This is a genomic window from Paenibacillus polymyxa M1 (genome assembly GCF_000237325.1).
GTDB classification, from domain to species: domain Bacteria; phylum Bacillota; class Bacilli; order Paenibacillales; family Paenibacillaceae; genus Paenibacillus; species Paenibacillus polymyxa_C.
This window is the reverse complement of the sequence record NC_017542.1, coordinates 360,847-386,772: the sequence shown is the minus strand read 5'-3', so window position 1 is coordinate 386,772 and position 25,926 is coordinate 360,847. Positions and strand designations below refer to the sequence as shown.

The 25,926-nt window shown below is 45.9% G+C and carries 23 protein-coding genes; 5 read left to right on the top strand and 18 right to left on the bottom strand.

From position 1 onward, the window contains the following. Positions 1–60 precede the first annotated feature (60 nt). The 5 genes from PPM_RS01645 to PPM_RS01625 all read right to left on the bottom strand — a co-directional run bounded on the left by PPM_RS01645 (position 61) and on the right by PPM_RS01625 (position 6,463). Positions 61–1,479 carry a sucrose-specific PTS transporter subunit IIBC gene (locus PPM_RS01645; RefSeq protein ID WP_013368965.1) on the bottom strand — a complete coding sequence of 473 codons (1,419 nt, stop codon included), beginning with the start codon at positions 1,477–1,479 and terminating at the stop codon, positions 61–63. A gap of 67 nt (positions 1,480–1,546) precedes the next feature. Then, on the bottom strand, positions 1,547–3,022 hold the full coding sequence (locus PPM_RS01640) for a glycoside hydrolase family 32 protein (protein WP_013368964.1): 1,476 nt from the start codon (positions 3,020–3,022) through the stop codon (positions 1,547–1,549). A gap of 181 nt (positions 3,023–3,203) precedes the next feature. Continuing rightward, a complete protein-coding gene (locus PPM_RS01635) occupies positions 3,204–4,226 on the bottom strand; it encodes a LacI family DNA-binding transcriptional regulator (RefSeq protein ID WP_013368963.1) in 1,023 nt (340 codons plus the stop codon). A 166-nt stretch (positions 4,227–4,392) separates the two neighbouring features. Then, positions 4,393–5,235, bottom strand: coding sequence for an aldo/keto reductase (locus PPM_RS01630; protein ID WP_014599397.1), 843 nt, complete (start codon positions 5,233–5,235; stop codon positions 4,393–4,395). A gap of 31 nt (positions 5,236–5,266) precedes the next feature. Then, positions 5,267–6,463 (bottom strand): MFS transporter, encoded by a 1,197-nt coding sequence (locus tag PPM_RS01625; protein WP_013368961.1) that lies wholly within the window; start codon positions 6,461–6,463, stop codon positions 5,267–5,269. 140 nt (positions 6,464–6,603) lie between these two features. Between PPM_RS01625 and PPM_RS01620 the strand changes: the two genes are divergently transcribed. After that, positions 6,604–6,969 carry a winged helix-turn-helix transcriptional regulator gene (locus PPM_RS01620; RefSeq protein WP_013368959.1) on the top strand — a complete coding sequence of 122 codons (366 nt, stop codon included), beginning with the start codon at positions 6,604–6,606 and terminating at the stop codon, positions 6,967–6,969. An 80-nt stretch (positions 6,970–7,049) separates the two neighbouring features. On the opposite strand, the gene adhP is transcribed toward PPM_RS01620, so the two are convergent. Further along, positions 7,050–8,066: an alcohol dehydrogenase AdhP gene (gene adhP / locus PPM_RS01615; protein WP_013368958.1), complete on the bottom strand. Its 1,017-nt coding sequence runs from the start codon at positions 8,064–8,066 to the stop codon at positions 7,050–7,052. Positions 8,067–8,307: 241 nt separating this feature from the next. On the opposite strand from adhP, the gene PPM_RS01610 reads away from it, so the two are divergent. After that, complete coding sequence (locus tag PPM_RS01610; RefSeq protein ID WP_013368957.1) at positions 8,308–9,144, top strand: carbonic anhydrase; 837 nt, start codon at positions 8,308–8,310, stop codon at positions 9,142–9,144. 119 nt (positions 9,145–9,263) lie between these two features. Here PPM_RS01610 and PPM_RS01605 read toward each other — a convergent pair whose 3' ends face one another. Next, positions 9,264–10,550: a Gfo/Idh/MocA family protein gene (locus PPM_RS01605; protein WP_013368956.1), complete on the bottom strand. Its 1,287-nt coding sequence runs from the start codon at positions 10,548–10,550 to the stop codon at positions 9,264–9,266. A gap of 137 nt (positions 10,551–10,687) precedes the next feature. Between PPM_RS01605 and PPM_RS01600 the strand changes: the two genes are divergently transcribed. Next, complete coding sequence (locus PPM_RS01600) at positions 10,688–11,524, top strand: helix-turn-helix transcriptional regulator (protein WP_013368955.1); 837 nt, start codon at positions 10,688–10,690, stop codon at positions 11,522–11,524. A gap of 10 nt (positions 11,525–11,534) precedes the next feature. Here PPM_RS01600 and PPM_RS01595 read toward each other — a convergent pair whose 3' ends face one another. The 9 genes from PPM_RS01595 to PPM_RS01555 all read right to left on the bottom strand — a co-directional run bounded on the left by PPM_RS01595 (position 11,535) and on the right by PPM_RS01555 (position 20,986). Next, positions 11,535–12,365, bottom strand: coding sequence for a carbohydrate ABC transporter permease (locus PPM_RS01595; protein ID WP_013368954.1), 831 nt, complete (start codon positions 12,363–12,365; stop codon positions 11,535–11,537). Beyond that, positions 12,355–13,227, bottom strand: a complete 873-nt coding sequence (locus PPM_RS01590; protein WP_013368953.1) for a carbohydrate ABC transporter permease — start codon at positions 13,225–13,227, stop codon at positions 12,355–12,357. Before PPM_RS01590 ends, PPM_RS01595 begins: the two co-directional genes overlap by 11 nt. A gap of 38 nt (positions 13,228–13,265) precedes the next feature. Then, positions 13,266–14,564, bottom strand: coding sequence for an ABC transporter substrate-binding protein (locus tag PPM_RS01585; RefSeq protein WP_013368952.1), 1,299 nt, complete (start codon positions 14,562–14,564; stop codon positions 13,266–13,268). Positions 14,565–14,834: 270 nt separating this feature from the next. Next, entirely contained in the window at positions 14,835–15,392 is a 558-nt protein-coding gene (locus tag PPM_RS01580; RefSeq protein WP_014599394.1) for a GNAT family N-acetyltransferase, read from the bottom strand. A gap of 125 nt (positions 15,393–15,517) precedes the next feature. Further along, positions 15,518–16,546: an iron ABC transporter permease gene (locus tag PPM_RS01575; protein ID WP_013368950.1), complete on the bottom strand. Its 1,029-nt coding sequence runs from the start codon at positions 16,544–16,546 to the stop codon at positions 15,518–15,520. A 275-nt stretch (positions 16,547–16,821) separates the two neighbouring features. After that, complete coding sequence (locus PPM_RS01570; RefSeq protein ID WP_013368948.1) at positions 16,822–17,271, bottom strand: hypothetical protein; 450 nt, start codon at positions 17,269–17,271, stop codon at positions 16,822–16,824. Positions 17,272–17,463: 192 nt separating this feature from the next. Continuing rightward, positions 17,464–17,826, bottom strand: a complete 363-nt coding sequence (locus tag PPM_RS01565; protein ID WP_014599392.1) for a DUF1304 domain-containing protein — start codon at positions 17,824–17,826, stop codon at positions 17,464–17,466. A 136-nt stretch (positions 17,827–17,962) separates the two neighbouring features. Continuing rightward, positions 17,963–19,474, bottom strand: a complete 1,512-nt coding sequence (locus PPM_RS30355) for a PAS domain-containing methyl-accepting chemotaxis protein (protein ID WP_013368945.1) — start codon at positions 19,472–19,474, stop codon at positions 17,963–17,965. 258 nt (positions 19,475–19,732) lie between these two features. Beyond that, entirely contained in the window at positions 19,733–20,986 is a 1,254-nt protein-coding gene (locus PPM_RS01555) for a cation:dicarboxylate symporter family transporter (protein ID WP_013368944.1), read from the bottom strand. Between the two features lie 211 nt (positions 20,987–21,197). On the opposite strand from PPM_RS01555, the gene PPM_RS01550 reads away from it, so the two are divergent. Next, complete coding sequence (locus PPM_RS01550; protein WP_013368943.1) at positions 21,198–22,502, top strand: sensor histidine kinase; 1,305 nt, start codon at positions 21,198–21,200, stop codon at positions 22,500–22,502. Positions 22,503–22,507: 5 nt separating this feature from the next. Then, positions 22,508–23,437 (top strand): response regulator, encoded by a 930-nt coding sequence (locus PPM_RS01545; RefSeq protein WP_013368942.1) that lies wholly within the window; start codon positions 22,508–22,510, stop codon positions 23,435–23,437. Between the two features lie 103 nt (positions 23,438–23,540). Here the strand turns inward: PPM_RS01545 and PPM_RS01540 are convergent, their stop codons facing one another. After that, complete coding sequence (locus PPM_RS01540) at positions 23,541–24,023, bottom strand: MarR family transcriptional regulator (protein ID WP_013368941.1); 483 nt, start codon at positions 24,021–24,023, stop codon at positions 23,541–23,543. A 97-nt stretch (positions 24,024–24,120) separates the two neighbouring features. Further along, positions 24,121–25,620 carry a monooxygenase gene (locus PPM_RS01535; protein WP_013368940.1) on the bottom strand — a complete coding sequence of 500 codons (1,500 nt, stop codon included), beginning with the start codon at positions 25,618–25,620 and terminating at the stop codon, positions 24,121–24,123. Positions 25,621–25,926: the final 306 nt, after the last annotated feature.

The following is a 25,926-nucleotide window of genomic DNA, read 5'->3' as shown; positions in this document are numbered from 1 at the left end:
CGACCATTATCATTATACTTACGCGATAAATCTGCGTGTATTTGGGCTGACTGGATGATATTATTTGGAGGAACCCGCTGTTTTGACTTTATCCAGCATTTTATCGCTAAAGCCAAACATCCAAGTCAGGACAAAAGATACAGCCATAGCAGCCAAGTTCGCCAAAATGTAAAGCGGAAGCTGATGGTTCATGTAGAGCAACGTACCCGGAATAACTGTAACCGCCATCCCTGTAGCCGCCAAATGGAAGACTGAAGCAATAAAACCACCAACCGCTCCGCCGATGAGACCCATGACAAAAGGCTTCATATATCTCAGATTGACTCCGAAGATAGCCGGCTCTGTAATCCCCAAGAAAGCAGAGAACGAAGAAGGAAGCGCCAACGCTTTCAGCTTGCTGTCCTTCGTTTTCAGACCAACCGCCAGGCAGGCAGCTCCCTGTGCAGCCATTGCGCAGGTAATAATAGCATTGAAGGCATTTACGCCGTTCTTTTCAAGCAGTTGGATCTCCAGAAAATTAAATATATGATGCACACCTGTAACGACGATAATCTGATGCAAAAAGCCGATGACGATCCCTGCAATACCGAAAGGCAAATCAAGTACAAATATTGTTCCGTGCAGCACCCATTCTTCAAGTGAATGGAACACTGGACCGATAGCAAACAGTCCCAAAGTGATCATAATCAACAGTGTTAAAAACGGTGTCAGAATCAGATCCAGCGCTTCAGGCACCCGTTTACGCAGCGCACGCTCCAGTTTGGCTCCGATCAAACCCACGAAGAAGGCTGGCAATACTGAGCCCTGATAGCCCACCACTGGAATGAATCCGAACATCGTCAACGGATGAGCTGAGCCGTCCGCAACACTATACGCGTTAGGGAGAGCCGGGTTTACCAGCATCAGACCGAGAACGATACCCAGCACCGGACTACCGCCGAATACTCTAAAGGCTGACCATGCGACTAACGCAGGCAGAAAGGCAAAAGCCGTATCCGTTAATACCTGTGTATATAATAAAAAGTTAGGTGAAATATCCTGCGGCGTCATACCGAGCAGAGCGAGAATTTGCGGCTGAGTAAGCAAACCGCGCAGTCCCATGAACAACCCCGTAGCGACCAGCACTGGAATAATCGGTACAAACACATCGCCAAAGGTACGAATGGACCGCTGGAAGACGTTGCCCTCCTTTTTCGCCTGACTCTTCACCTCTTCTTTAGATGAACCCGTCACGCCAAGCTTCTCAACCTCTTCAAAAATCCGATTTACCGTTCCTGTACCAAAAATAATCTGATATTGACCTGAATTGAAGAAAGCACCCTTAACCTTGTCGATCTCTTCAACTTTTTTCTGATCAATCTTCTCCTTATCATGCACCATAATTCGTAAGCGCGTTGCACAGTGAGCAAACGAAGCGATATTTTCCTTTCCACCGATCGCCTCGATCACTTCTTTAGCTATCTCTCTGTTTTCCGCCATGATGTTCATCCCCTCGTTCATTCCGTTATGTTTGATGATTAACGATCCACTTGATGAATTAGCCTACTCATGTAAAATTCCATTTTACCGCTTGGAAGAGAGCCTCTCCCTTGTCGGCAAAAAAGCGTATTTCGTCACTCTCTGGGTGCGGAAAAATACGACTGGTGAACACTTCTTCCCCATCATTGATGAAAATCTCAACCGAAGATGTATCCACAAACAGATGAAGTTTGATATGATCCTTATCCCATGCACACTGCCGCACTTCACCATACTCAGCGGCTACAGGCTCACCCGATTGCGAACGGTCCAATACAAGTTTGCGGCTGACGGCGTTATATTTTATCACCGTTTTCTCCGTCTCACTCGCACGGAATTCGATACCAAATGCCTTCGCATCCAAAAGATCTACTTCACAGATCAGCTCATACGCTGTACCTTTAAATCCTTCATAGGTTTTGCTCTCTGAAGATAACGTATCAGCTACCCGATCCTCACTATTTCTACGCAATGTGGTTAGTTCTGGGATTGGCCGCTGCAAGAGTTTCCCCTCATGAAGCGTAAGTTCTCTCGGTAACGTCAGACAATGGGCCCATCCGTTCGGATCTGTCGGGTATTCGATATCCGGCAGCCCCATCCAGGCCACCATAATACGCCGCCCCTGCGGGTCAATCATCGTCTGTGGTGCATAGAAATCAAAGCCTCTATCGAGCTCGTGGAATGCGCCATGCTCCAGTGTTCTTGTCTCTGTATTCAGCAGTTTGCCGATGACGTAGCCCGATTGATAAATGTTTTGGTTTTCGTCCCCTGAGGGCTCCAAGCCCTGTGGAGAAAAGACCAAGACCCCTGCTCCGTTCAGTTCAAAATAATCCGGACATTCCCACATATATCCAAACGATTCCAGCCCGGTGTTCAGTTCCCCCTCGAACTGCCAAGTATGAAGATCGGTTGAACGATAAAGGACAACGCAGCCTGTTGAATTCGTTCTCTGGGCACCAATCACACAATAGAAACTATCGCCGTCCTTCCACAGCTTGGGATCACGAAAATGATCTGTATAGCCTTCTGGTACATGGTCAATAACAGGATGCTCCCACTTGGTAATGCGACCGCTCTCATCCATCACAGCCATGCATTGATAAGGATGTCTAATCCAGTTTTCGTCTCTTGTATTTCCTGTATACATCATGTATAACTTGTCCTCATGCTCTAGCGCGCTGCCGGAATAAGCCCCATGCGAGTCGAAATCGTCCCCAGGTGTGATGCCAATGCCTGCACTATGCCATGTGACCAAATCTTTGGATTTCAAATGATACCAATATTTCATCCCATGATCGGTTCCGAGCGGGAACCACTGATAAAATAAATGGTATTCACCTTGATAATATGAAAATCCATTCGGATCATTGAGTAAACCTGTCGGTGGCTGGATATGAAACGACTGTCGCCACTGACATTGCTCCACCTTTTTCTGCAAGCTCGCTATTTCACCGGGCTCTGCCTGCTCGATCAATCGATACTTTTGTTCTTTTGTCATTTTCATAGGTGTACCTCATTTTTTAAAAACTTAGATTTAGGGAACCGGTTCCAAATTAACGAAAAAATATTATAACGGAACCGGTTCCTATACGATTAAAAAAAATACTCATCCATGGAGTTGCAACCGATTCCAATTGTGCAAGAGTAAAATGGAACCGGTTTCGAAGAAATTATAATCCACTTGTTTAACGTTTGTCAACGCTTTCTCTTTCAATAAGGGAATAATCCATGACTGTCACTTGCTCTACCGTTTTATGTTCTACCAGCCGTACAATATTTTGTGCTGCTACACGTCCAGCCTCCATATACGGATATTGAACAGTTGTTAGCGCAGGGTGAATGACCTCCGTAATATCGTATCCCCCAAAGCCAGTTACCGACAAATCCGACGGAATGGTAATTCCTCTGGAATAAGCTGCGTTGATTACCCCAAGCGCGATATTATCTGTAGCACACACCATTAACGATGGTTTGAATTTGTCCAAAATAGCGGATGCAGCAATCCGTGCATCGGACATTTTAAACCCGGTCTCATAGTATCTGATATCATATCCTGCGGCTCGCATCGCCTCGTCCGTATAACACGCAGCAGGTAATGCATCGTGAACAGCCTGCCTAAAGCCCTCTTTGCGTTGTACACCGACAGCAACATCCCTTTCAGTCACACCGACATAGGCAATTTCACGGTGGCCCTGTGACAGGACATATGCACCGATATCATATCCGGCACGATAATCATCATGGATAAGGCTATGGATCTGCTCATGTTGTTGGCCCACCAGCAATACCGGAATACTGATGTCTCGAATCGCGGTCAGATGGTCGTCTGTAATTTGAGCAGCCAGCAGAATGATACCTGAAATTTTTTGCCGTGCGAACTCATAGATCGCTTCGATTTCACGTTTTACATCCTGACTCGTATTAGAGATCAACATCTGGTAATGCTGGGAACGCAGCTCCTCGTCAATCCCCATTAACGTATGGGATGTGGCAAAAGAATCCAGCCGTGGCACGACGGTTCCGATAATGTTGGTTCGTTTTGCCTTTAGACTCTGGGCAAAGGTATTGGGCACATACCCCGTGGCTTTGACCACCTTTTCAATTTTACGTCTCGTATCCAGGCTGACAGACCCACCGTTCAAAAAACGGGATACCGTGCTCTTGGATACACCAGCCATTTGGGCTATATCTGCAATCGTCTTATTCATGAGGTCCCCCGGAGATTTTCATTTTCATAAGTGTCCAAAACTTCTCATTTTATATAAATCTATAATACCATATGGCGGGATTGGATTGCTGTAGCTCCAAACTCATCATACACAAAAAGCCGTCCCCTCCATGAAGAAGGAAACGGCGGTTCATGATGAACTGAATTTAAAAATCGAAGTTATCCGGATCTGGACCTACCCGAAGATTGGCATTTAACGACTGAATTCGATCCATATCCTCACGCGTCAATTCAAAGTCAAAAATATCGGCATTTTCGACGATTCGATGTGCCTTGGTGGACTTGGGAATAGTGACGACTCCCTGCTGTACATCCCAGCGTAAAATCACTTGAGCCACCGATTTACCGTACTTGTTCGCTATGTCTTGTAGTACCGGATGATCGAGCAATTGGCCTTGCATGAGCGGGGACCAGGCTTCCATTTGGATGTTGTTCTTTTGACAGAATTGCAGCAGCTCGGATTGAGTTAATTGCGGGTGGAATTCCACCTGATTGACCATTGGCTTGATTTCTGCATCCTTCATGAGATCTTCCAAATGATGAATTTGGAAGTTGCTGACTCCAATTGCCTTAATCCGTCCTTCTTTATACAACGACTCCAAAGCTCTCCATGCTTCTTTGTACTTCCCTTGAACCGGCCAATGAATCAGATATAGATCCAGATAGTCCAGTCCCAACTTGTCTAGGCTTGCTTCATAAGCGGCTCGTGTCTCTTCATAGCCTAAATCTGCATTCCACACTTTGGACGTGACGAACAGATCTTCTCTCGACAGATTATTCTCCAAGAGGGCTTCCTGAATAGCCTGTCCTACACTGTTTTCATTCGCATAGATTGCCGCTGTATCTATACTGCGGTAGCCATGCTTTACAGCAGCCTTTACAGCATTGACCAGCTCTGAACCTTCTTCCACTTTAAATACTCCGATGCCAAACCAAGGCATGCGAACTCCGTTGTGCAATGTTGTTGTGCTTTGTAGGTTTTGTATCATTGTGTATCTTCCTCTCTATTTTTTAAAAGTTTTAGCCTACCAAGGCGGTTGTATCCCTTTTTTCGAGCATACGACTCCAGGCTGTCAGTAGAACCGCAACAAAAACCATTACCCCACCGACCCAAGTCGTATGCATAAGACCCAGTGAATCCGTCACCATTCCTCCCACATATGCTCCAATTGCGATCCCTGCGTTGAAGGCCGCAATATTAACAGCAGAGGCGACATCGACAGCTTTGGGTGCAAAACGTTCGGCTAACATGACTACATATACCTGTAGACCAGGCACATTCATAAACGCAAGCAATCCCATAAAGAAAATCGTTATCAGGCCTGCTGTTTGAAATGGCACGGTAAACCACAGCAGAAACAGGATCACGGCTTGAATGAGAAACATATAAAATAAAGCTGAAAGCGGTCTGCGATTCGCAGCTTTTCCACCGATAACATTCCCGATAGCAATGGCGATTCCATACAATAAAAGAATGAGCGTTACCGTATTTTGTCCAAAACCGGTTATGTCATGAAGTAATGGAGATAAATAAGTAAACACGACGAATGTGCCACCATATCCCAAGGCAGTAATGATAAATGCAAGTAGCAAGCGACCATTCGTAACCAGTTTGACCTGCTCGCTGAAAGGAGTCTTATTTCCTTTTCGAAGCGTAGAGGGCAGCAGAATCAGATTGGCAATGAGGGCCACAACACCGACGACCACAATGGCCATAAATGCAGCCCGCCAACCCCATTGCTGCCCAACGTAGGTGCCCAACGGTACCCCTGTGACGGTGGCAACGGTCAAGCCAGAGAACATAATAGAAATAGCACTCGCCCGCCGATCATCGGGAACAAGGTCGGCCGCGATGGTGGACCCGATGGACATGAACACCCCATGGGAGAACGCCGAGATTACACGTGCAATCAGCAGCAGGGTGATTCCGCTAGAAACCGCTGCAAGGCTGTTGCCTGCTATAAATACAATCATGATCCACAGCACCAGCGTTTTACGAGGAACACTCGATGTTAATGAGGTCAACACAGGTGCCCCAATGGTAACCCCTAATGCATACAGCGTTACGGTTAGTGCGGACATCGTTACGGATATGTGCAAGTCTTCAGCGATCAGGGGAAGCAGTCCTACACTGATGAACTCAGTTGTCCCAATGGCAAAGGCGCTTACGGCTAAAGCCAGTAATGGCCAGATACTTCGCTTGGATTCTGGCGACATGTTTTTCACTCCTATCTATAGTAATCTTCGACCAGCAGATGTTATTATGAGTTATTCAATCAATTATGAACAGTACGTACTTTTTAGTGATATAGGTACCAAAAAGTACCCTACTGGTGACATACACGGAGGGATCGGCCTTGGGAAAGAAAAAATACAATATCTCTGTTGAGGCGACATTAGAGGTAATCGGGGGAAAATGGAAGTGTGTGATTCTGTGTCATTTGACCCATGGAAAAATGCGGACAAGTGAATTAAAGCGAATGATGCCTTCTATAACACAAAAAATGCTGACTCAACAGCTTCGTGAATTAGAGGAAGACGGCATTGTCAATCGAATTAGCTATAATCAGGTTCCACCCAAAGTGGAGTACGAGCTTAGTGAATATGGATGTAGTTTGAAAAGCATTTTGGATTCACTTTGTGCCTGGGGAGAAAGACATATTATTAAAGAATACGGGGATAAATCCGCGGTTTTGGAGGATAATATTCTGAATAAGCTGTAAAGTAAAAAAAAGCGTCTGCAATAGATCAGCAGGCGCTTTCTCTCTCTTAGAATTCCAAGAGTTACGAATTGGACATCATTTTATTTTGTGAAATCAATGACCATACGTCCTTGGATTTTGCCATGCTCCATCTCTTCGAAGATCTCATTGATGTCTTCAAGCGGACGTTTTTGTACAAGAGGTACAACTTTACCTTCTGCAGCGAACTGGAATGCTTCTTTAAGGTCTTCACGAGTACCGACCAAGGAGCCGATTACTTGAATGCCGTCCAGAACCAGACGCGGAATGTCGAGATCCATCTTATCAGTTGGAAGACCTACAGCTACGACACGCGCGCCAGCCTTTACAACGTCAATGGCTTGGTTGAAAGGTGTTTTGGCAACAGCAGTAACTACGGTTGCATCCAGACCAGCACCGTTCGTTAATTCCTTAGCTCGGGCGACTGGATCTTCTTTCATGCTGTTAACAATATAGTCAGCACCAATTTTTTTGGCCAGTTCGAGTTTTTCATCACTGATGTCAAAGGCTACAACTTTAGCATTGAACACATTTTTTGCGTATTGTACAGCCAGGTTACCCAAACCGCCAATACCAAAGATACCGATCCATTGTCCTGGTCTGATATCACTCACTTTAACAGCTTTATAGGTTGTAACCCCTGCGCAAGTTACACTGCTTGCAGCAGCAGGATCAAGATTATCTGGTACTTTGACCGCATAGTCAGCTGTGACAATACATTGTTCTGCCATTGCACCATCTACCGTGTATCCGGCATTTTTAACTTCACGACACAAAGTTTCTCGTCCGGTTAAACAATATTCGCAGTGACCGCAGCTTTCGAACATCCAGGCAATACTTACGCGATCGCCAACTTTAAGGCTGGTTACTCCTTCACCTAATTCAATGACTTTCCCAATACCTTCATGTCCCAGAACTCTGCCTGTGACATCACCGAAATCTGCATTTTTTACGTGTAAATCTGTGTGGCAAACCCCGCAATATTCAACTTGGACTAACGCTTCCCCATGTTTCAGGGAGCGCAAAGGTTTCTCTTCTACACTAACTTTCTTGTCTTTTGTAACAATCGCTGCTTTCATGTAGATCTCTCCTTTGAGTGGATATGGAATTATTTTGTAATGCACACCCCACTATTATAGTTACTTCCCCCAAAGAGGACAAACAAATATTTCACCACTCCATTATTCTCTCTACACCCGGTAATAATAAGCAACCAGTTCTACCTTTTTCCTAAGTCCTTGTACCCTTGCAGGAACTTTGTACAATAATTTACAATGTAAAAAGTTTCACATAATCTATTTGGAAGAAGGATAAAGAAACATGAAAAAACACTGGAGAGGTTGCTTGTTCAGCATATTTTCCATCATCTTGGCATTGTCGGTAACAGGATGTACACCATCCGCCACTTCTAGTACTACTAGCGCAACATCATCATCATCCGCTAACAACGTACATGCAGTTGTTCAGAAAAGCCCGCACTGGTCCTACGAAGGGGATGAAGGACCCGAGCATTGGGGGGAGCTGGAAAAGGATTTTGTCGCTTGTGGTAATGGTCAGGAACAATCTCCCATCAACATAGAGCATTCCCATCTGGAAGCTTCGCATACGCAGCAACCGCTACAGGTTCATTATTCAACCACTAAAGTATCCATACTGAATAATGGACACACCGTCCAAGTCAATGCAGCTAGTCCCAGCAATGATATTGTCGTGGACGGCACAAAATTCACTCTAAAGCAGTTTCATTTTCATCATCCAAGTGAACACCAAATAGATGGTAAAAATGCTGAAATGGAGCTTCATTTTGTTCATCAAAGCGACACCGGAAGCACAGCCGTCTTAGGCGTTCTTATTCAAAGCGGCAAAGAAAACAAGGCTTTCAATCGCATCTGGTCCAAACTGCCGAAAGATATTTCCCAAGAGGCGGTTCTGGATGAGGATGTAAATCTCGCTGCGCTGCTGCCAAAAGACCTGCACTCCGTTCGCTACAACGGGTCGCTGACTACCCCGCCATGCACAGAACATGTGAATTGGACGGTATTGGAACAGCCTATTGAAATGTCGGCAGACCAAATTAAACAGTTTGCTGCCATTTTTCCCGATAACCATCGTCCTGTACAACAACTGGGAACCCGTGAGCTGAAGGCCGATAAATAATAAAATATAGTGCCCTACGATGTAAAGTGCATTTATATCTAATACAAACAAGAAGCCTCCTCTGTTCATCTGAATAGAGGGGCTTCTTGTTATTAAAGGTGCTTCCTAGCTTACAATCGTTATAATCGCACCAGTTGCTCCACCTTCACCGGCTGGCCTGTACGCATAGAGCGGTTGGCGGCGATGCCTGTTAAAATGGACCACGCGCCGTCGATATGAGAGGCCGCACGATGAAACCGATCCTCTGCCGGCTTATCGAAAATATCCCGTAGCATGACCGGATCTCCTCCGCCATGTCCCCCCACGCCTTCCTCTACTTCGACCTCGTAAGGTGCTGCAAAGTGAGGATAGATCGTGATGGTTTTCTCTTTTAACGCCCCCTCATCTGCCTTGCTGCCACCGGAATTGACATAGGATTGCTCGGATACCCGAACTTCCATCCGTCCCTTGGTGCCGTTAAATACGATGATAAAGCCCTCCCAAGGCATATAAGCGTTCAGTGAGTAGTTCATTACCGTTTTATTCTGATACTTCACCATGACACTCAGCGTATCCTCGATACTGATATTGTCGCCAAATACGCTTTGGTCCCGCACGTACCCATCCTCATGCTCCGCATCCAGATACATGTTTTTTAGATGTTCGTTACGATCCAGGTGTAAGGCAAATGGGTCATTTTCCGCCGCCTTGCTGCCGTAAGCGCGTTGATAGAACTCCGTCACGCCACGCTGCTCCGCATTTTCCCGGCCGTAAAATTTCAAGTCGCCCATCGCATATACCGTCTCCGGCTTTGAGCCAAGCCAGAAGTTCATCAGATCAAAATGATGCGTCGATTTATGCACCAGCAGACCGCCGCTATTGCGCTTGTCCCGGTGCCAGCGGCGGAAATAATCTGCGCCATGCTGGGTATTCAGCAGCCATTCAAAATTGACTGACAAGATGTCACCCAGCGTCCCGTCCATGATAACCTCACGGATTTTCGTATTATGCGGGGCATAGCGATAGTTAAAGGTGACGCGCAGCTTTCGTCCCGTGCGGTCTATGGCATCCAGAATGTCTTGGCATTTGTCTTCGTCGACCGTCATCGGCTTCTCGGAAATGACATCACAGCCCAACTCCATCGCCCGGATAATATAATGATGATGCACCCGGTCAATGGTGGTGACGATGACGATATCCGGCTTCGTCTCCGCGATCATTCGGTCAAATTCGTGGGCTTTATAGGTTGGAATCGGATGGTGTTCGTATTTCTCCTGCAACAGCCGATTGGCATAATCCATTCTCGTCTGATTGACGTCACAGAACGCGACCAGCTCTGATGTATCTTTGAAAACGGTAACAACTTCACCGTAAAAAAATTCAGCTCTTCCTCCGGTGCCCACAAGCGCATATTTGATTTTAGCCAATTGGTTCACACCCTTTACATGAATTACTTATATTTTATAGTATAAGAAAGAGCAAAATCTTCGCTTTTATTGTGAATTCATCCAAAAAGTATGCATATATTATTCTCATGAATGCTTTCATAAAGGAGAACGCTGCTATGATCGCTACACCCCTTTTTGCCATCGAGCAAGCGCTTCGGATGGTGCCTTTTAGCATGTCTGCCGACCATGTCCATCAAGCGCATGAAATCTATTATCTGCTGGCAGGAGAGCGCTACTACTACATTAATCAGCGTGTATACGCGCTACAAAAGGGCGATCTGATCTGGATTAGCAAACATGATTTTCACCGTACGAGTAACAAGGGGAGCGGCAGCCATGAGCGAATTTTAATCAACTTTGATGAAGCGTTTGTAGCCTCGTCCACGTCTGTTACTCCATCCAGCGATCAGAGCCACCTGCTTTTGCCTGAAAAAAGCTTTTTGCTTCGCCCCTCCGCGGAAGAACAACGCGAGCTGGAGCATCTGTTCCAGCAAATGCTGGATGAATACCATCAAGAGCATGCATACCGTCATATGTATCTTCAAAGCCTGTTGCTACAGCTACTGATCCGAATCCGCCGCATACAATCAGCGGCTCCTGACACCATAGCGCCGGAACGCAGCGAGCAGCAGCAACGTGTGTACTCGGTGATTGAGTACCTGCATGCCCACTATGCCGAGAAGCTGTCGTTGGAGCAACTGGCAGGACATTTTTATATTAGCAGCACATATCTGTGCCGCATTTTCAAGCAGACCACAGGCTTTACCCTGGTCGAGTATCTTCAAGATGTACGGGTCCAGCAGGCTCGGGCGTATTTGAAGGAAACGAACTGGAAAGTGACCGCCATTGCTGAAAAAACGGGCTTTGACAGCATTGCTCACTTTGGCCGTGTATTCAAGCATTTCACCGGGCGTACTCCGTTACAGTATCGGAAATCGCACAAAAAGGAGTAGGGAAACGCCCCTACCCCTTGATGCCTGTTAAGGTAATGCCTTCAATAATTTGCTTTTGGGCAATGATGTAGACGATGAGCACCGGGACGACAGAGATGGTGGTGCCTGCCATCATCAGTGACCAATCGGCGGTATATAGTCCTTTGAAATTGTTGAGCAAAAGCGGAACTGTAAATTTCTCCGGTGTATTGAGATAGATCAGCGGATCAAGAAAGCTATTCCAGGCACCCAAAAAGGTGAAAATTCCGATCGCCGCCAATGCTGGACGAACGAGTGGCAGAATGACACTCCAGTAAATGCGAATGTATCCCGCCCCGTCCATGACTGCTGCTTCCTCCAGATCGCGTGGAATACCCATGACGAATTGACGGAGCAAAAACACCGCAAATGCATTAAACAAGGCTCCAGGTACGATCAGCGACCAATGCGTATCCAGCCAACCGATACGATCCATCACCAAGTATAACGGAATCATCGTTACCTGCTTAGGCACCATCATCGTAGCGAGGAACAAAATAAACAATATATCCGAACCTGGAAAACGGATTTTAGCAAAAGCATACGCCGCCATAGAAGCGCTAATCAACGTTGCTGTCACGATGATAAACGTAATGTAAAAGCTATTCATGTACGCCTGCACGAAGGGCATGGCCTCCAGCGAAGCCGGATAGTTACTCCATACAAACGGATCGGGAATCCATTGCGGCGGAACGACAAAAATTTGAGAGATATCCTTTAGAGAACTGAGGATGGTCCACAGAAATGGAAAAAACATGATTAAAGAGCCGACAGCGAGCAGCACATGGCGCAGGAACATCCTGCCTCTGCAACTAATCTCCATAGTGCACCCACCTCTTTTGCATTTTAAATTGCAGCAGTGTAAATATGAGAATGATCACGAATAAAATCATCGCCGCTGCCGCACTTTCTCCCATCGTGAAATCTATGAATGCCTGATCGTAAATGTGATACACAAGCGTATAGCTTGCTTTGGCCGGTCCGCCGTTCGTCATGACGAACGCCTGATCGAATACCTGAAAAGAGCTAATAACCATCATGATGGTGACAAAAAAGGTCGTTGGTGACAATAGCGGCAATGTAATATACCTTAGCTGCTGGAACTTGCTGGCCCCGTCAATTTCGGCTGCCTCGTAATAGCTTTTGGAGATGCCCTGGAGTCCTGCCAAAAAAATGACCATGTTGTATCCCAGTCCCAGCCATATGCTAAGTAGAGCAATCGATGGGATCACCCAATGCGTATCGGTAAGCCACATTGGGCCTGTAATCCCAATCGCTCGCAGCAAGTGGTTTAAAATGCCGAATTCACCATTCAGTATCCACATCCAGATGACCCCAACCGATACCGAGCTGGTTACGACAGGCATGAAAAAAAACAAGCGATAGATTTCCCTGCCCTTTACTTTATTGAGCACGATGGCTACGAGCAGAGCCAACACAATCCCCACCGGGATGACCAGCACCATATAGTAGACCGTATTGATAAGTGCCTTCCAAAAATCAGGATCAGATAATTGACCTTTAAAATTGTCCAAGCCGACAAACAAAGGTACCCCGAAACCATCCCAATTTACAAAACTTAAGTAAAACGCATACAGCAAGGGCAGCAGCGAAAAACATAACAGACCAAGAAACTGGGGGCCAATGAACAGATAGCCCCACAGCGCTTGATGCTTTTTCTGCATCTTGTCACCTTCCTCCCTGGTCACGGCCGATCCCGTGTTTACTTGACCGCCTTGGATATGATCTGATTCAACTTTTCAATGGTTGTCGCAGCATCCTGCTTGCCCAGGAACATCAGGTCAATGGTTTCCGTGATATCGGAGTTCAACCCCGGCACCTGTGCATCATACGCCAATGCAGAACCATAAGCATGCCCTTTATCTCGTCCCTCAGTCAGATAGCCTGAGTGCTCAATCGTCGCCTTTTTCATGATGCTCTCGTCTGCGGCAGCAAGCGTACCCATGGCATTGCCACCTTCAACCAGCCGCTCCTCCTGCCCTTTCACAGAGACATAGAAGGCTGCCAGCTTCATGGCCTCTTGCACATGCGGACTATTTTTGTTTACAGCTACATATGCAACCGGGATGGCGACAGGCTCATTTTTACCAGTGTTGGAGGGCCAGTAGATATAATCAAAGTCAAGGCTTTTATTTTGGCTAAACAAAGGCTCCAGCCATCTTCCCGCCGCCAGCATGCCGACCTGGTTGGACATGAACATGGCATCTGCCCCCTGCCCTTTCGGAAGCGAACCAAGGTATACCGCATTTCCCTTTTTCACCATATCGTGCATGAAAGCGAAGGCTTCCTTACCCTTTTCATTGTGGTCCAGCACATATTTGCCTTGTTCATCAAAGATCCGGCCACCATTCGACCACACCCATGAATACCAGTGAGCCCACCAGTTTTCCGCAATATAGCCCTGCTTTCCAGCGGCCTTCAGCTTAGATGTAACCTCCTCAAAGGCGTCCCAGTTCCACTTGCCCTCATCATAGTATTCCTGCGGTGTCTTCACACCTGCTTCCTTAAATACCTTTTTGTTGTAGTACATGACCATCGGGTTGGAGTCAGGAGTGACTCCATAGATTTCCCCATCACGCTTGGCCGGCCCCCATAATCCTTCCGGAAAATGCTCGGCCTTCACGTCACTTGCGTCACTTTTTAAAAATTCACCCAAAGGCTGCACCTGTTTTGCTCCGATCAAACGCGCCATCGTCGATTCATAGGAATAAAAGACATCCGGTCCGCGGCTTCCCTGTAACTGTGTCAACAGCTTTTGCTCATATTGGTCTCCTGGTACAGGTACCAGCTTAACCTCGATATTCGGATTCTCTTTTTCAAATGCATCCAGTGCCCGCTGATACACCTTCACCTCCGCAGGATTACCCCAAACCTGCATCGTAAGCCGCACTTTTTGCCCAGCTGTGTTCTCTATCTTGGGAGAAGTGCTGCATGCCGCTGCAAGTAAAAACAGAACGCTGAGGAAAAATCCAATCTTTATCCAGCTCATGTAATTATCCACCTTAACCGCCTCCTGTAGCTTCGCATGGTTGTATATCACCCTTCATTTGAAGCGCTTACAAACTTTCCCTATCATCATATGTAGAAGGAGAAAGCGCGATATCCCCATTTTCATTTTTATATAATTTTTTTTCTTTTGAGTGGATCTGATATGACAGCAATCCAGAAGAAAGACATTCTCACGAGGACGTAAAGGTCTGCACAACAAAAAAAGAAGAATGCAGATCACCTGCTTCCTTCTTTTGTATTCCTTCAATTAGGATTCGTTTTTCTATGACTTTATTAGCATCTTTTCAAAAGTGTTATAGCCATTCGTTTCGCCCATATAAGTATAGCCGCATTGTTTGTAAAACCCACTAAGCTTGTCATTGCCCGCAATACAATCTAGACGGATTCGATCCTTGCCTGCAAAACGGATGCCTTGCTCAATCCACTGCATGAGCTCACGGCCCAGTCCCTTCCCACTATTATCTCGATCTACAACCAAACGATGCAGATATACGGAAGTTCCTTCCTCAGAATCTGTCTCCTCTAATCCCCACAATCTACTATCCCAAGCACTGGGCTGCTGCTGCAAAATTACTGCACCTGCCAAGCGATGATCCTCTGACGTTCGGAAAATAACCACTTCTCCGCGTGCAATAGCACCACCCAGATTGTGATCATCTTCTCCTTTTAGTAATTTGCCCCATTGCGTGGAGCCCTTGCTGTGCAGCCATCTAGCCGTCTTTAAAATTAATTCGTGAACCTCAGCCTGATCTTCAGCACTTGCCTGAAAAGCTGTTAATCCTGGTTTGACGGATGGATCGACAATAGTCATTGATGTCATGCTGCACCTCAACCCTCTGATTATTTTATTAATGTATAAAATATAGCATAAAAAAGAGAGTATGATGAGCTGGCAGAGCAGTATGATAACAGTCTAGCTGTCCGGTAAATATTACGTTTGATAATCTAGTACTTCTCAAGCAGAGAGCTTCTTTTCCATTCTCCCCGCACCATAAAGACCAAGAAGGGTATGCCAACGCAGGCCAGCACCGGGGTTAAGGGCAACCCAACCGGCTCGTTGATTCTAGCGGAAATGACTTTGGCCAGCATTAATAGGCCTCCCCCCCAAAGGATGGAGCCCAAAATGAGAAGCCGCGGACGGTTTCCTATCATACAACGCATGAAATAAGGCACAATAAGTCCTATATATCCGATGGCACCACACGCCCACACCGTAGCGGCGGTCAACACCATTGCAAAGGGAATGTACAGTGGTCTAAGCTGCTTGGGGAATGCGGAGACAGATCCTGCAACGAGAAGTGTAACCAAGGCAAGCCAAAACGTGAATGATCCTTCCCTTATTCCCCAGCCTCCCACAGAAATTGCCCACTCTTGCTGATTTTCTCCAAGTAGCACAATAAACCCAGAGATTGAACGAAGGGCTACATCCATAATGAAACCAATCATGAATAAATGAATTCCCGCAGACCGCCCTCGAATGAAACGGATTCTATTTAATTTAAATACAATGAATCCCCCAAATACCGCTCCTGCAATACAAAGGGCCATACTACCAAAAGAGTCTATGTCTAATCCCAATAAAAGGACAACACATAGCCCCGTCATTGCCCCAGGCATAAGTCCGGTTAAGGTTGGTGATGCAAATCCATTAGCTGTTCGTAATTGTAAGAGAGTTCCTGATACGGCCAGACATCCTCCGAGCAACAACATATCCAAGGCAAATGGCATACGAGTTTGGTATACAACTTCCTTTAATATGGGATCGGGATTGGAAGAAAACAAAACTTCCCATAACTCCGCATAGCTGATAGGGAATATACCTGTGATTAGAGAAAGGAAGAAACTAAAGATCAATAAAGCCAATCCTGCAACCAGGGTCAAAACAATTCTTTGTGGACGTGGTGAAACTGCGTTCGGTTCAGCGACGATCGTCCCACCTCCACATTCACTCCTATGTATTTCTTGTTCACTCATCAGTTTTAAAATATCCCCTTTCCTCATTTTCCATAAAATATAAATACTACTATACTTTTATCGGTCATATATGGTGAAAAATGTAACCTTTCTAATCATTCAATCGATGATATCCGTATGAGAAAAGATAGAAAGGTTGTGAATGAGGCGCCAAGCCCTAACCGTATCTTCTCAAGTATGAAAATGATGAAGAAGAATTGCATTAAAAAACGAGCTGGCCTCCCTGGCCAGCTCGTTTCAATTTCTGGTAAAGTGGGTTACTCCCTCCCCACGATTTAATTCGTCTGTACAGCAGGCACAATTCGGTACATTCCTGCAGTATCGCCAGTCGCGGGCCGTACCTCCTGGATGACCCAGCCTAGCGACAGCACCTGCTGTAGCCGATCATACTCAGCCTGCGTCAGTTCGGATGTCACAGCTTCGCTTCCTTCTTCCAGAGACAGCTCAGGCTCACGTCCGAGCGCCACGGCAATCCACGAACGAATGCCACGGATCGTATTATATTTGATCTGATACCCGTCTGTTACCGCGTTGACAAACACCTCCGGCTCTTTGGACGCCAGCCCGGTGGCCAGTTCCGTATAATCAAACTGTCCGTCCGTTGGCAGCTCATTTTGCTGCGCCCGATGGATGAGTTCCTCATGGGACCAGCCTAATGAACGTAAAGATTCCAGCATGAGCGCGTCCCACTGGGAAATACGTACTCTTTTCGTCGATTCAGTCATCGTTTTTTACCTCCTATGGGTTATGTGCACCGTACCATCGATCTTAACCTAACGGCCAACCGGGTACGCCACATAATGGCCGGGACTAATTTCTTTCAGCTCGCCGGTATCGCTGCTATCCTTGTCCCATGCCCATTTTAATGAACGAAATGTGATCGAATGAGCAAAAAAGACACCCGTTAAGAGTGTCATTTAGAAGACCAGCAAACTGATTAATGCCAGAATGGCAGGCAAGCCTTGCTTTAGTAAAATAGATTTATTGGCCGTTAATGCACCATACACCGCAGCCACTACCACGCAAAAGACAAAAAATAATTGGATTTGCCGCCCGATCACAGGATCGGGATAGAACAAGCCCCAGACCAATCCAGCAGCCAGAAATCCGTTATACAGCCCCTGATTGGCTGCCAGAGATTTGGTCACTCCTGCCAGTTCCTTCGAGGTACCGAACGTACGAATCGCGCGTGGAGTCGTCCACAGAAACATTTCCAACACTAAAATGTACACGTGCTCCAGCGCTACAATTCCAACCAATATTGAACTAAGTAGGCTCAAATCGTTTCCTCTTTTCCACATGAAGTTACTATGAGGTCATTTTTAGATCGATCGTCAAAAGTATAGTTCATCTACCAAAAACAGTAAAGAGACCGAGCCTATGGCCCGGTCTAATATTCACCTGAAATCTAAAACCTTACATCGTTCTCGCAAAATCCAACAAAGCTTTGGACATACTGTTGATCTCGTCCGTAGATGCATTCACTTGCTGCGTTAGCGCAGCTTGTGTTTGTGTCAGCGTAGACATATTCCCGATGTTGTGCAGAATTCGCTCAATGAGTGTTTTCATTTCGTCCAGGCTGGTCTCGATATTCCCGGTCGCATCAGCACTATGGATGGCAAGTTTTCTCACTTCATCTGCAACGACTGCAAAACCACGTCCCTGCTCGCCTGCTCGCGATGCCTCGATTGCAGCATTCAGACCCAGCAGATTCGTTTGATTCGCAATTTCTTTAATGAAATTCGAAATATTTTGCGTCTCTTCTGCACTGACTTTGGCTTGATTCGCTGCCTCTGTCGATTGCTCTTGAGCGGTAGCCAATTCCTGTGCCTGGTTACTAACCGAGTTAACACCGTTCACCATTTCTGTAATGGAATCAGAGAGATGCTGGATTTTGAGCGTAAGCTCATCCGCCACAGCCTGCTTTTCCTTTTCTACTGTGATATCACGGATTGTTCCGGCAATGCGAATAGGTACTCCCTTACTATCGCGCAATGTTTTCCCACTGCAATAGTACCAGCGATGTTCACCATTCTTACGCACTAAACGGCATTCCATTTCGTACGGTGTGCGCCCCGTATAATCATTTAAATGATCATTCAAAACTTTAATCGCCATTTCAGCATCCTCAGGATACAGGATTGAAGCCCAGCTGCTAAGCTTGCTTGGAAAATCCTGCTCGTCCTTAAAACCCAGCGTTTCGCGGAATTGCGGTGACCACCAAAATGTATTATCCGGATTCTCTATGTCCCCTCCGATAATATTTACATCGTAAGGAGCTTCAACCAACACGAGGTTAATGAGGTCGTATCTTGTAACTAGCGCCTGAAGCTCCTCCGACTTAATCTTCTGATCGTGCACATCCAGCAGAGCGCCTGCAATCCGAAGCGGCACTCCCTTCTCGTCGCGGATCGTCGTTCCGGTAGCCCGGAACCAGCGGTATTCTCCATGCTTCAGCTTCAAACGATACTGTACGTCATATGGCGTCTTTCCCGTAAAATCCAGCAAATGGTCAGACAATTCTGCCAAAGACCTGTCATAATCTTCGGGGTGCAGTCGAGATGACCAGCTGTCCAATACATTGGGGAATTCCTTTTCGCTCTGATATCCCAGCATAGAACGGAATTCTTCCGACCATGTGAACGTATTATTGGGATTGACAGGATCACCCGCAATGACCTCCATGTCCCATAATCCAATCTCTATCGCCTTGGTAACAAGCTTCAAACGGATATCAACATGCTGAGCATCATTTTTCATGGACTCTATCGCTTGGTTAACATTGTTTGCGATTTCTTGAACCTCAGGAGATGCTGAGGGAACCTGTATTGCAGCAGCATAATCCTTTTGCTGTATTCTCTGTGAAAGTTTGCGGCTTTCTTCTACTAAAGGAGCAAGTGATTGAGACTCATTTTTCTTGAGAAACATGCATGATCTTCCCTTCTAAGCCAATATATAAAACGGTATAATTTAATATCGGTATTTTATTAAGAATCATTATAAATAATTCTATAATCACATAGGTACTAAGGCTTATTTTTCATGCCCATATACCTATATATCCATACAAAAAACATCGAAAAATGTCGAAAAAGGAAGTGTGTTAACAAGTCTGGAAACAACAAGAACACCTCTGCATTACTTCGCAAAGGTGCTCTTGTTATCCACTATACGGGTCAATGTATCTTATTTAATTGAAGCAACGTATTCCTCGCCTTTTTCTTTATCATATTGTCCTTCCCATTTGGACATGACTACAGCCGCAAGCGAGTTCCCTAAAACATTGACTACCGTACGCGCCATATCCAGAATACGATCAATACCAGCGATAAAGGCCAGACCTTCCAACGGGATATTCACTGCTCCCAGCGTAGCGAGCAACACGACAAAGGAAGCACCCGGCACACCAGCAATCCCTTTGGAGGAAATAATCAGTACGAGTACAAGCGTGATTTGGGTCGTGATCGGCATATCAATGCCATACATTTGGGCAATAAAAATGGCAGCTAGTGCCTGATACAGAGTGGAGCCGTCCAGATTAAAAGAATATCCGATCGGAATGACAAAGGACGTGATTCCCTTCGGACATCCGAATTTCTCCATCTTCTCCATGATCTTAGGCAGGACACTTTCCGAGCTGGCCGTCGAATACGCAAGCAACAGCTCACTTTTCAAAATTTTAACCATGGTCCAGAGACGGGTACCGCAAAGCTTGGCGATAATTCCAAAAACAATCACAATGAACAGTAACATGGAGCCGTACACTGACAGGACAAGCTTCAATAACGGCCATAACGAGGCTAATCCAAACTTGGCCACTGTCGTTCCAATCAGTGCAAATACGCCAAACGGAGCCAAGCGCATAACCTGATTGGTTACCCAGAACATGGCGTCGGCTACACCTTCAAAGAAGTTCAGCACAGGCTTGCCCTTGTTACCAATCGCAGCTACTCCTAGTCCAAACAACACGGAGAAGAATATAATAGCCAGCATATCTCCTTCGCCCAGAGCTTGAATAACATTGGTAGGTACAATATGCACAATTGTATCTATAAAGTTATGGCCAGACTTTTCTGCAGTCTCCACATAGGAATGGATATCGCTTTTGGCCAGGTGGGACATGTCCACGCCCTCACCGGGTCGAACCAGATTGGCAACAAGCAGACCAAACAGGATTGCAATGGTTGTTACAATTTCAAAGTACAGAATCGACTTCCCGCCGAGTTTCCCCAGTTTCTTCATATCTCCGACGCCGGCTACACCGATAATGAGCGTTGAGATCACAATAGGTACGACAATCATCTTAATTAAGCGGATGAAAATATCACCGATCGGCTTTAAGTAGACTTCCACCCCTGAATTGCCGTAAAATAAGGCACCAACAATAATACCTAAAGCCAGACCGATAAAGATTTGCATTGTTAAATTAATCTTTTTCACTTCATGTCCCCCCTGGCTGGTTTGTATATTTTTGCAGTATGCAGCTCTTAATATTCAAATGATGTTATTTATACTACAATCCGAACTATAAAAACCGACAGTTATCTACACATGTATTTCTTTTTTTCTATAAATTCACAAACATTAATGTTGAGCCTGTGAATTTATCTTACATTGCCTTTCTGAAACAAATATCCGGAGGTGAATTGGGATGAAGCTAAATACCCTTCTTTTCCTGCTGATGCTTATCTTTGTACCACTGGCAGGTGAGTTAAATATTCACCCGTTCGATAATACATTTCGTCTCAGCTTCGGTACGCCTGTGTTTTTTTTCTTTCTGTTATCCATACGTCAAATTCCGCCTGCACTCTCGGGTGTGCTTGTCGGGATCGCAGTAGTCGCTTTTCGCATTTCACTCAATCATTATCTCCATCCCGGGTCTTCCTTTGAAGCGTTGGTGACCTTGCATGGACCTACCTTTTTTTATTACATGGTTTATGGCCTGCTCTTTCAGGTCCTTAACATTAATGCCGAGCCTTACCGCGCACTGCGCGTAGGCCTCCTCTCGGTGGGGATTGAGGTTGCCGCAAGTGTGGCGGAACTTAGTGTCCGGCGAAGCATTGACGGCGATTTCTGGGACATCATGAAGATCAGCAAAGTGGCTTTTATGGCCATGATCCGCAGCTTCTTCGTGCTTGGGTTCTATAATATGATTCGATTAAATCAATCTGTTCAGCATGAAGAGGCACAAAGACAGCAGACAGAGCGAATTTTACTTCTGGTGTCGGACCTGTACGAGGAGTCAGTCCAGTTAGGCAAAACTCTATCGCACGCAGAGCAAATTACCCGTGAAAGCTATGGGCTCTACCGTGAACTGCAGCAGGATGAATCTCTGAAAGATAGAGAGCATTACGCCAAACAGGCGCTACGTATTTCCGGACAGGTCCATGAGATTAAAAAAGACAGCCAGCGGATCTTTGCCGGTTTGTCCAAGCTCATTGATTCGGAAAGCGACGTGCATTACATGACTTCACAGGAACTTGGCGAGCTGATCGTCCGAACGAACAGCAAATACGCCCAATCGCTGGGCAAGTCTATCCGTTTCACGCTGAATTTCGATCCTTTGTTGCCCAAACTGCATGTTTATACAGTTCTCACTCTCATTAACAACCTTACATCCAATTCAGTGGAAGCGATGAAGGACAGCGGAAGGATTGACGTTTCCATTCATTTTCTACCGGGACAAGAGGATATAATATCCTTTAGTGTCACCGATAACGGTCCAGGTATTCCTCAGCGTAAACGGGAAATGATCTTCACACCGGGATACACGACCAAGTATGATGAGGGAGGACAACCTTCGACCGGCATGGGTTTATTTTATGTGCGTGAAGTCGCGGAGAGCCTTGATGGAACGCTTGAACTACTACAAAATGAAGATGAGCACACAGATAGATCACAGACCACTTTTAGAGTCATATTGCCTTTACGGAAACTGACGGAGAAAGGAAGATAGCCCGGATGCGTTTTTATATAGTAGATGACGATCAGGGGATTCGTTCTATGCTGGCAGACATTATTGAAGACGAGGGTTTAGGGGAGGTCGTTGGGGAAGCGGAGGACGGTTCCTACGTGAATAGCAGCCTGCTGGAGTTGAACCGAATTGATGTGTTACTGATTGACCTGCTAATGCCGCTTCGTGACGGCATTCAGACCGTGCGTGCACTTGGTGATCAATTTAGCGGAAAAATCATTATGATTTCTCGGATTGAATCCAAAAACATGATCGGTGAGGCATACTCGCTAGGTATTGAATATTATATTGCCAAGCCCTTGAATCGACTGGAAATTATCGCAGTTATCCAAAAGGTGACCGAACGCCTGCGCATGCAACAATCCATTACAGATATCCAGCGCACACTGCAAGGACTGTCGATGTTCACATCGAATAGCCCATCAGCGACACTGGAACCGACCCGAAACATTGTCAGTTCGGGGCAGTTTCTGCTCTCCGAGATGGGAATGATCGGCGAAGCCGGAAGTGTGGATTTACTGGATATGCTGGAATATCTGGAGCAATATGAGGAAGAAACCGGCAATCTATCGCCCTATCTGTTTCCCTCGCTAAAGGATATATTTGCGAATATAGCGTCCAAACGATTAGGAGACTCGGCCTCAGCAATAGAGCTGAGCAAGGAAATCAAGGCATCGGAGCAGCGTGTCCGCCGCGCCATTTTCCAGACATTAAGCCATATAGTATCGCTCGGATTGACCGACTATACCCATCCTAAGTTTGAAAATTATGCATCCAAATTTTTTGATTTTACTGAAATCCGCAAAAAAATGCTGGAGTTGCAAAACAATGTGGAGCCTTCACTGTCCCAAGCCCGCATTAATACGAAAAAGTTCGTGCAGGTGCTCTATATGGAAGCAAAACGACTATTGCATTAAAAAGAAAAGCACCTGCATCTCCCCATGTGGCTATCACACAGAGACGAAACAGGTGCACATTGTCGATGATTTAAATGTCTCTTGTATTAAGATTCTTGTTCTGCTACTCCATAGCTTCCAAGAAACCTACGCCATCGGACAGCAGACGCTTCAAGACATGTAGTTCTTCCGAGCTATAACGATCTAAAAATTGAAATAACTGATGCTGTACCTTAGCATGCAGCCGCTCATGTACAAGAAAGAGCTTTTTCCCTAACGGGGTTAGCCGAAAATAAATTTCTTTCTTGTTGTCATTCAGCTGGGTTCTGCGAATCCAGCCTTCCTTGAGCAGCTTAGTGCTAACTTTCGAAATGGTACCTTTGCTCAGCTCCATTCGTTCCGCTAATGTCGTAACATTAATCGGCTCATGCCTCCCAATACAATCCATAACGTGCACATCCGTCATATTGAGCGAAGTCATTCCGTCAAAGTGCTCGCGGATTTCTTCGAGAAAGGTCATGCTCTCTCTCTGCTGATGCTGCTCCAGCTGGTGATTCATCTTAATAAGCAAATCATAGACATGCTGAACCGATGTCGCCTTCTCCATACGAACAAGTAGTCACTCCTTTGGCATACTCCTCCTTTCATTATAGCCCACATTTGTTTCACAGGAAACAATATGGTCATGATCATACCTTTTTTCTTTATATTAACGTGACAATGCCAGCCTTAATAACACTCGCTATATCCGTTTGTTCCACCGAAATGGCCCAGGCGATATACCCATCGGGACGGATGAAAACCGTATGCACACCTCTCCATCCAACGGGCAATTCTTCGGCTATGGCCTCCACATATGAAATATGTGAAAGGGAGATATGGCGAAACTCATTCGATACCTTAGGATCCTGTGCAAGATGGAGAAGTACAAAGCGGCCTTCATGAAGAAGATCGTAAGCATACGATGTCACTCCGTCAGGCAACTGCAATTCAAAATCCGCAAACCGTTTTCCGTTCAGCGGATGCTGCGGTATATTGCCAGCCGCTGGATAACATACATCCAGTGCACTAATCTGCTCTGCCATAGACCGATTAATTTCCGGATGGCGGAACCATTCCTCGTGTAATTGGCGGTGTGCCAATACAGCAGGCGTAAAATCCAATAAGCGAGTCTGAACCTCGGTATTCCGTAAAAACTGCGTATTAACCGGATAACGTTCGTCATGATAACTATTCAGCAGCGTGTCTGGAGCCCAGCCACGAATCACTCCTGCCAGTTTCCATCCCAGATTCGCCGCCTCTTGCAAGCCAACATTCATTCCCTGTCCACCTGCCGGGAAGTGAATATGCGCAGCATCACCTGCTAGCAGGATTCTCCCTTTTCGATATGTCTGCGCTTGCCGCGTTGCATTCCCGAATCGGGATAACCAGCGAGGATTGGTGACGCCAAGATCTGTACCAAGCAGATCGCGCAGTTCTGTCCGCACTTCTTCCAGCGTCACAGGTACGTCTTTGGGGACATTTATCAGTCGAGGTGTAGTCAAAATAACCCGATAAATATCTGGAGACACAGGGGCAATCATCACCCCACCTCGTTCACTATATTCGGAATGTACGCCATTTTCAGGCGGATTGGCTAACTCTACATCCGCTAATACAGCGGTCAGAGTCGTATCCGTGCCCGGAAAAGCAATCCCGGCTTGTTTTCGCACGATACTCCCGGCCCCATCCGCTCCTACGACATAGGCAGCAGTCATCACCGATACATTGGCTTGTGCTCCAGATGCACATACACTAACCACCTCTACGCCCTGCTCTTGCTCTCGCACAGATACCACTTCCATACCACGGTGAACGACAACTCCCAGCTTGAGCGCATGCTCCTCGATCACTTGCTCTGTAATCACCTGTGGAATAAACAACGTATAATTGGAGGAACTATCAAGCACAGAAAAGTCCAAGCGGGTATTCAGCATTGAAAAGTGACCTGTACGTATAGGTCTGCCGCGCTTCATAAACCGCTCCTTTAATCCACGCATATCAAACATCTCAAGCGTCCGTGGATGTAGCGTAAGCGCACGCGACTGGCGAATAGGCTCCTCTAAACGTTCAATTACACATACGCTTACCCTCGCCAATGCCAACTCAGCAGCTAACCACATCCCAACAGGTCCGCCGCCTACTACAATCACTTCGTAATCCATGTTCACACCCCTTATTTAAAAACTTTATTCCCACCGCCTAATTGTTTCCAAAGAAACAATATACATATACGGAAAGCTCCCCTTAACATTTCCGTATATATTAAACAACATATACAAATGTATTTTATTGTTTCTCTTGAAACAATATTATTGTAATTTAATTGATAACAATTATCAACTACTTTATTAAAATGATTTCTGCCCTTTACTTTAGACCACGCATTTATTTCCATTTCGAAAAATATAATTGTATAATTGCTAAATAAGACTAAGCAAGAAACAAGCTCTCCATAGAAGGGATGATTA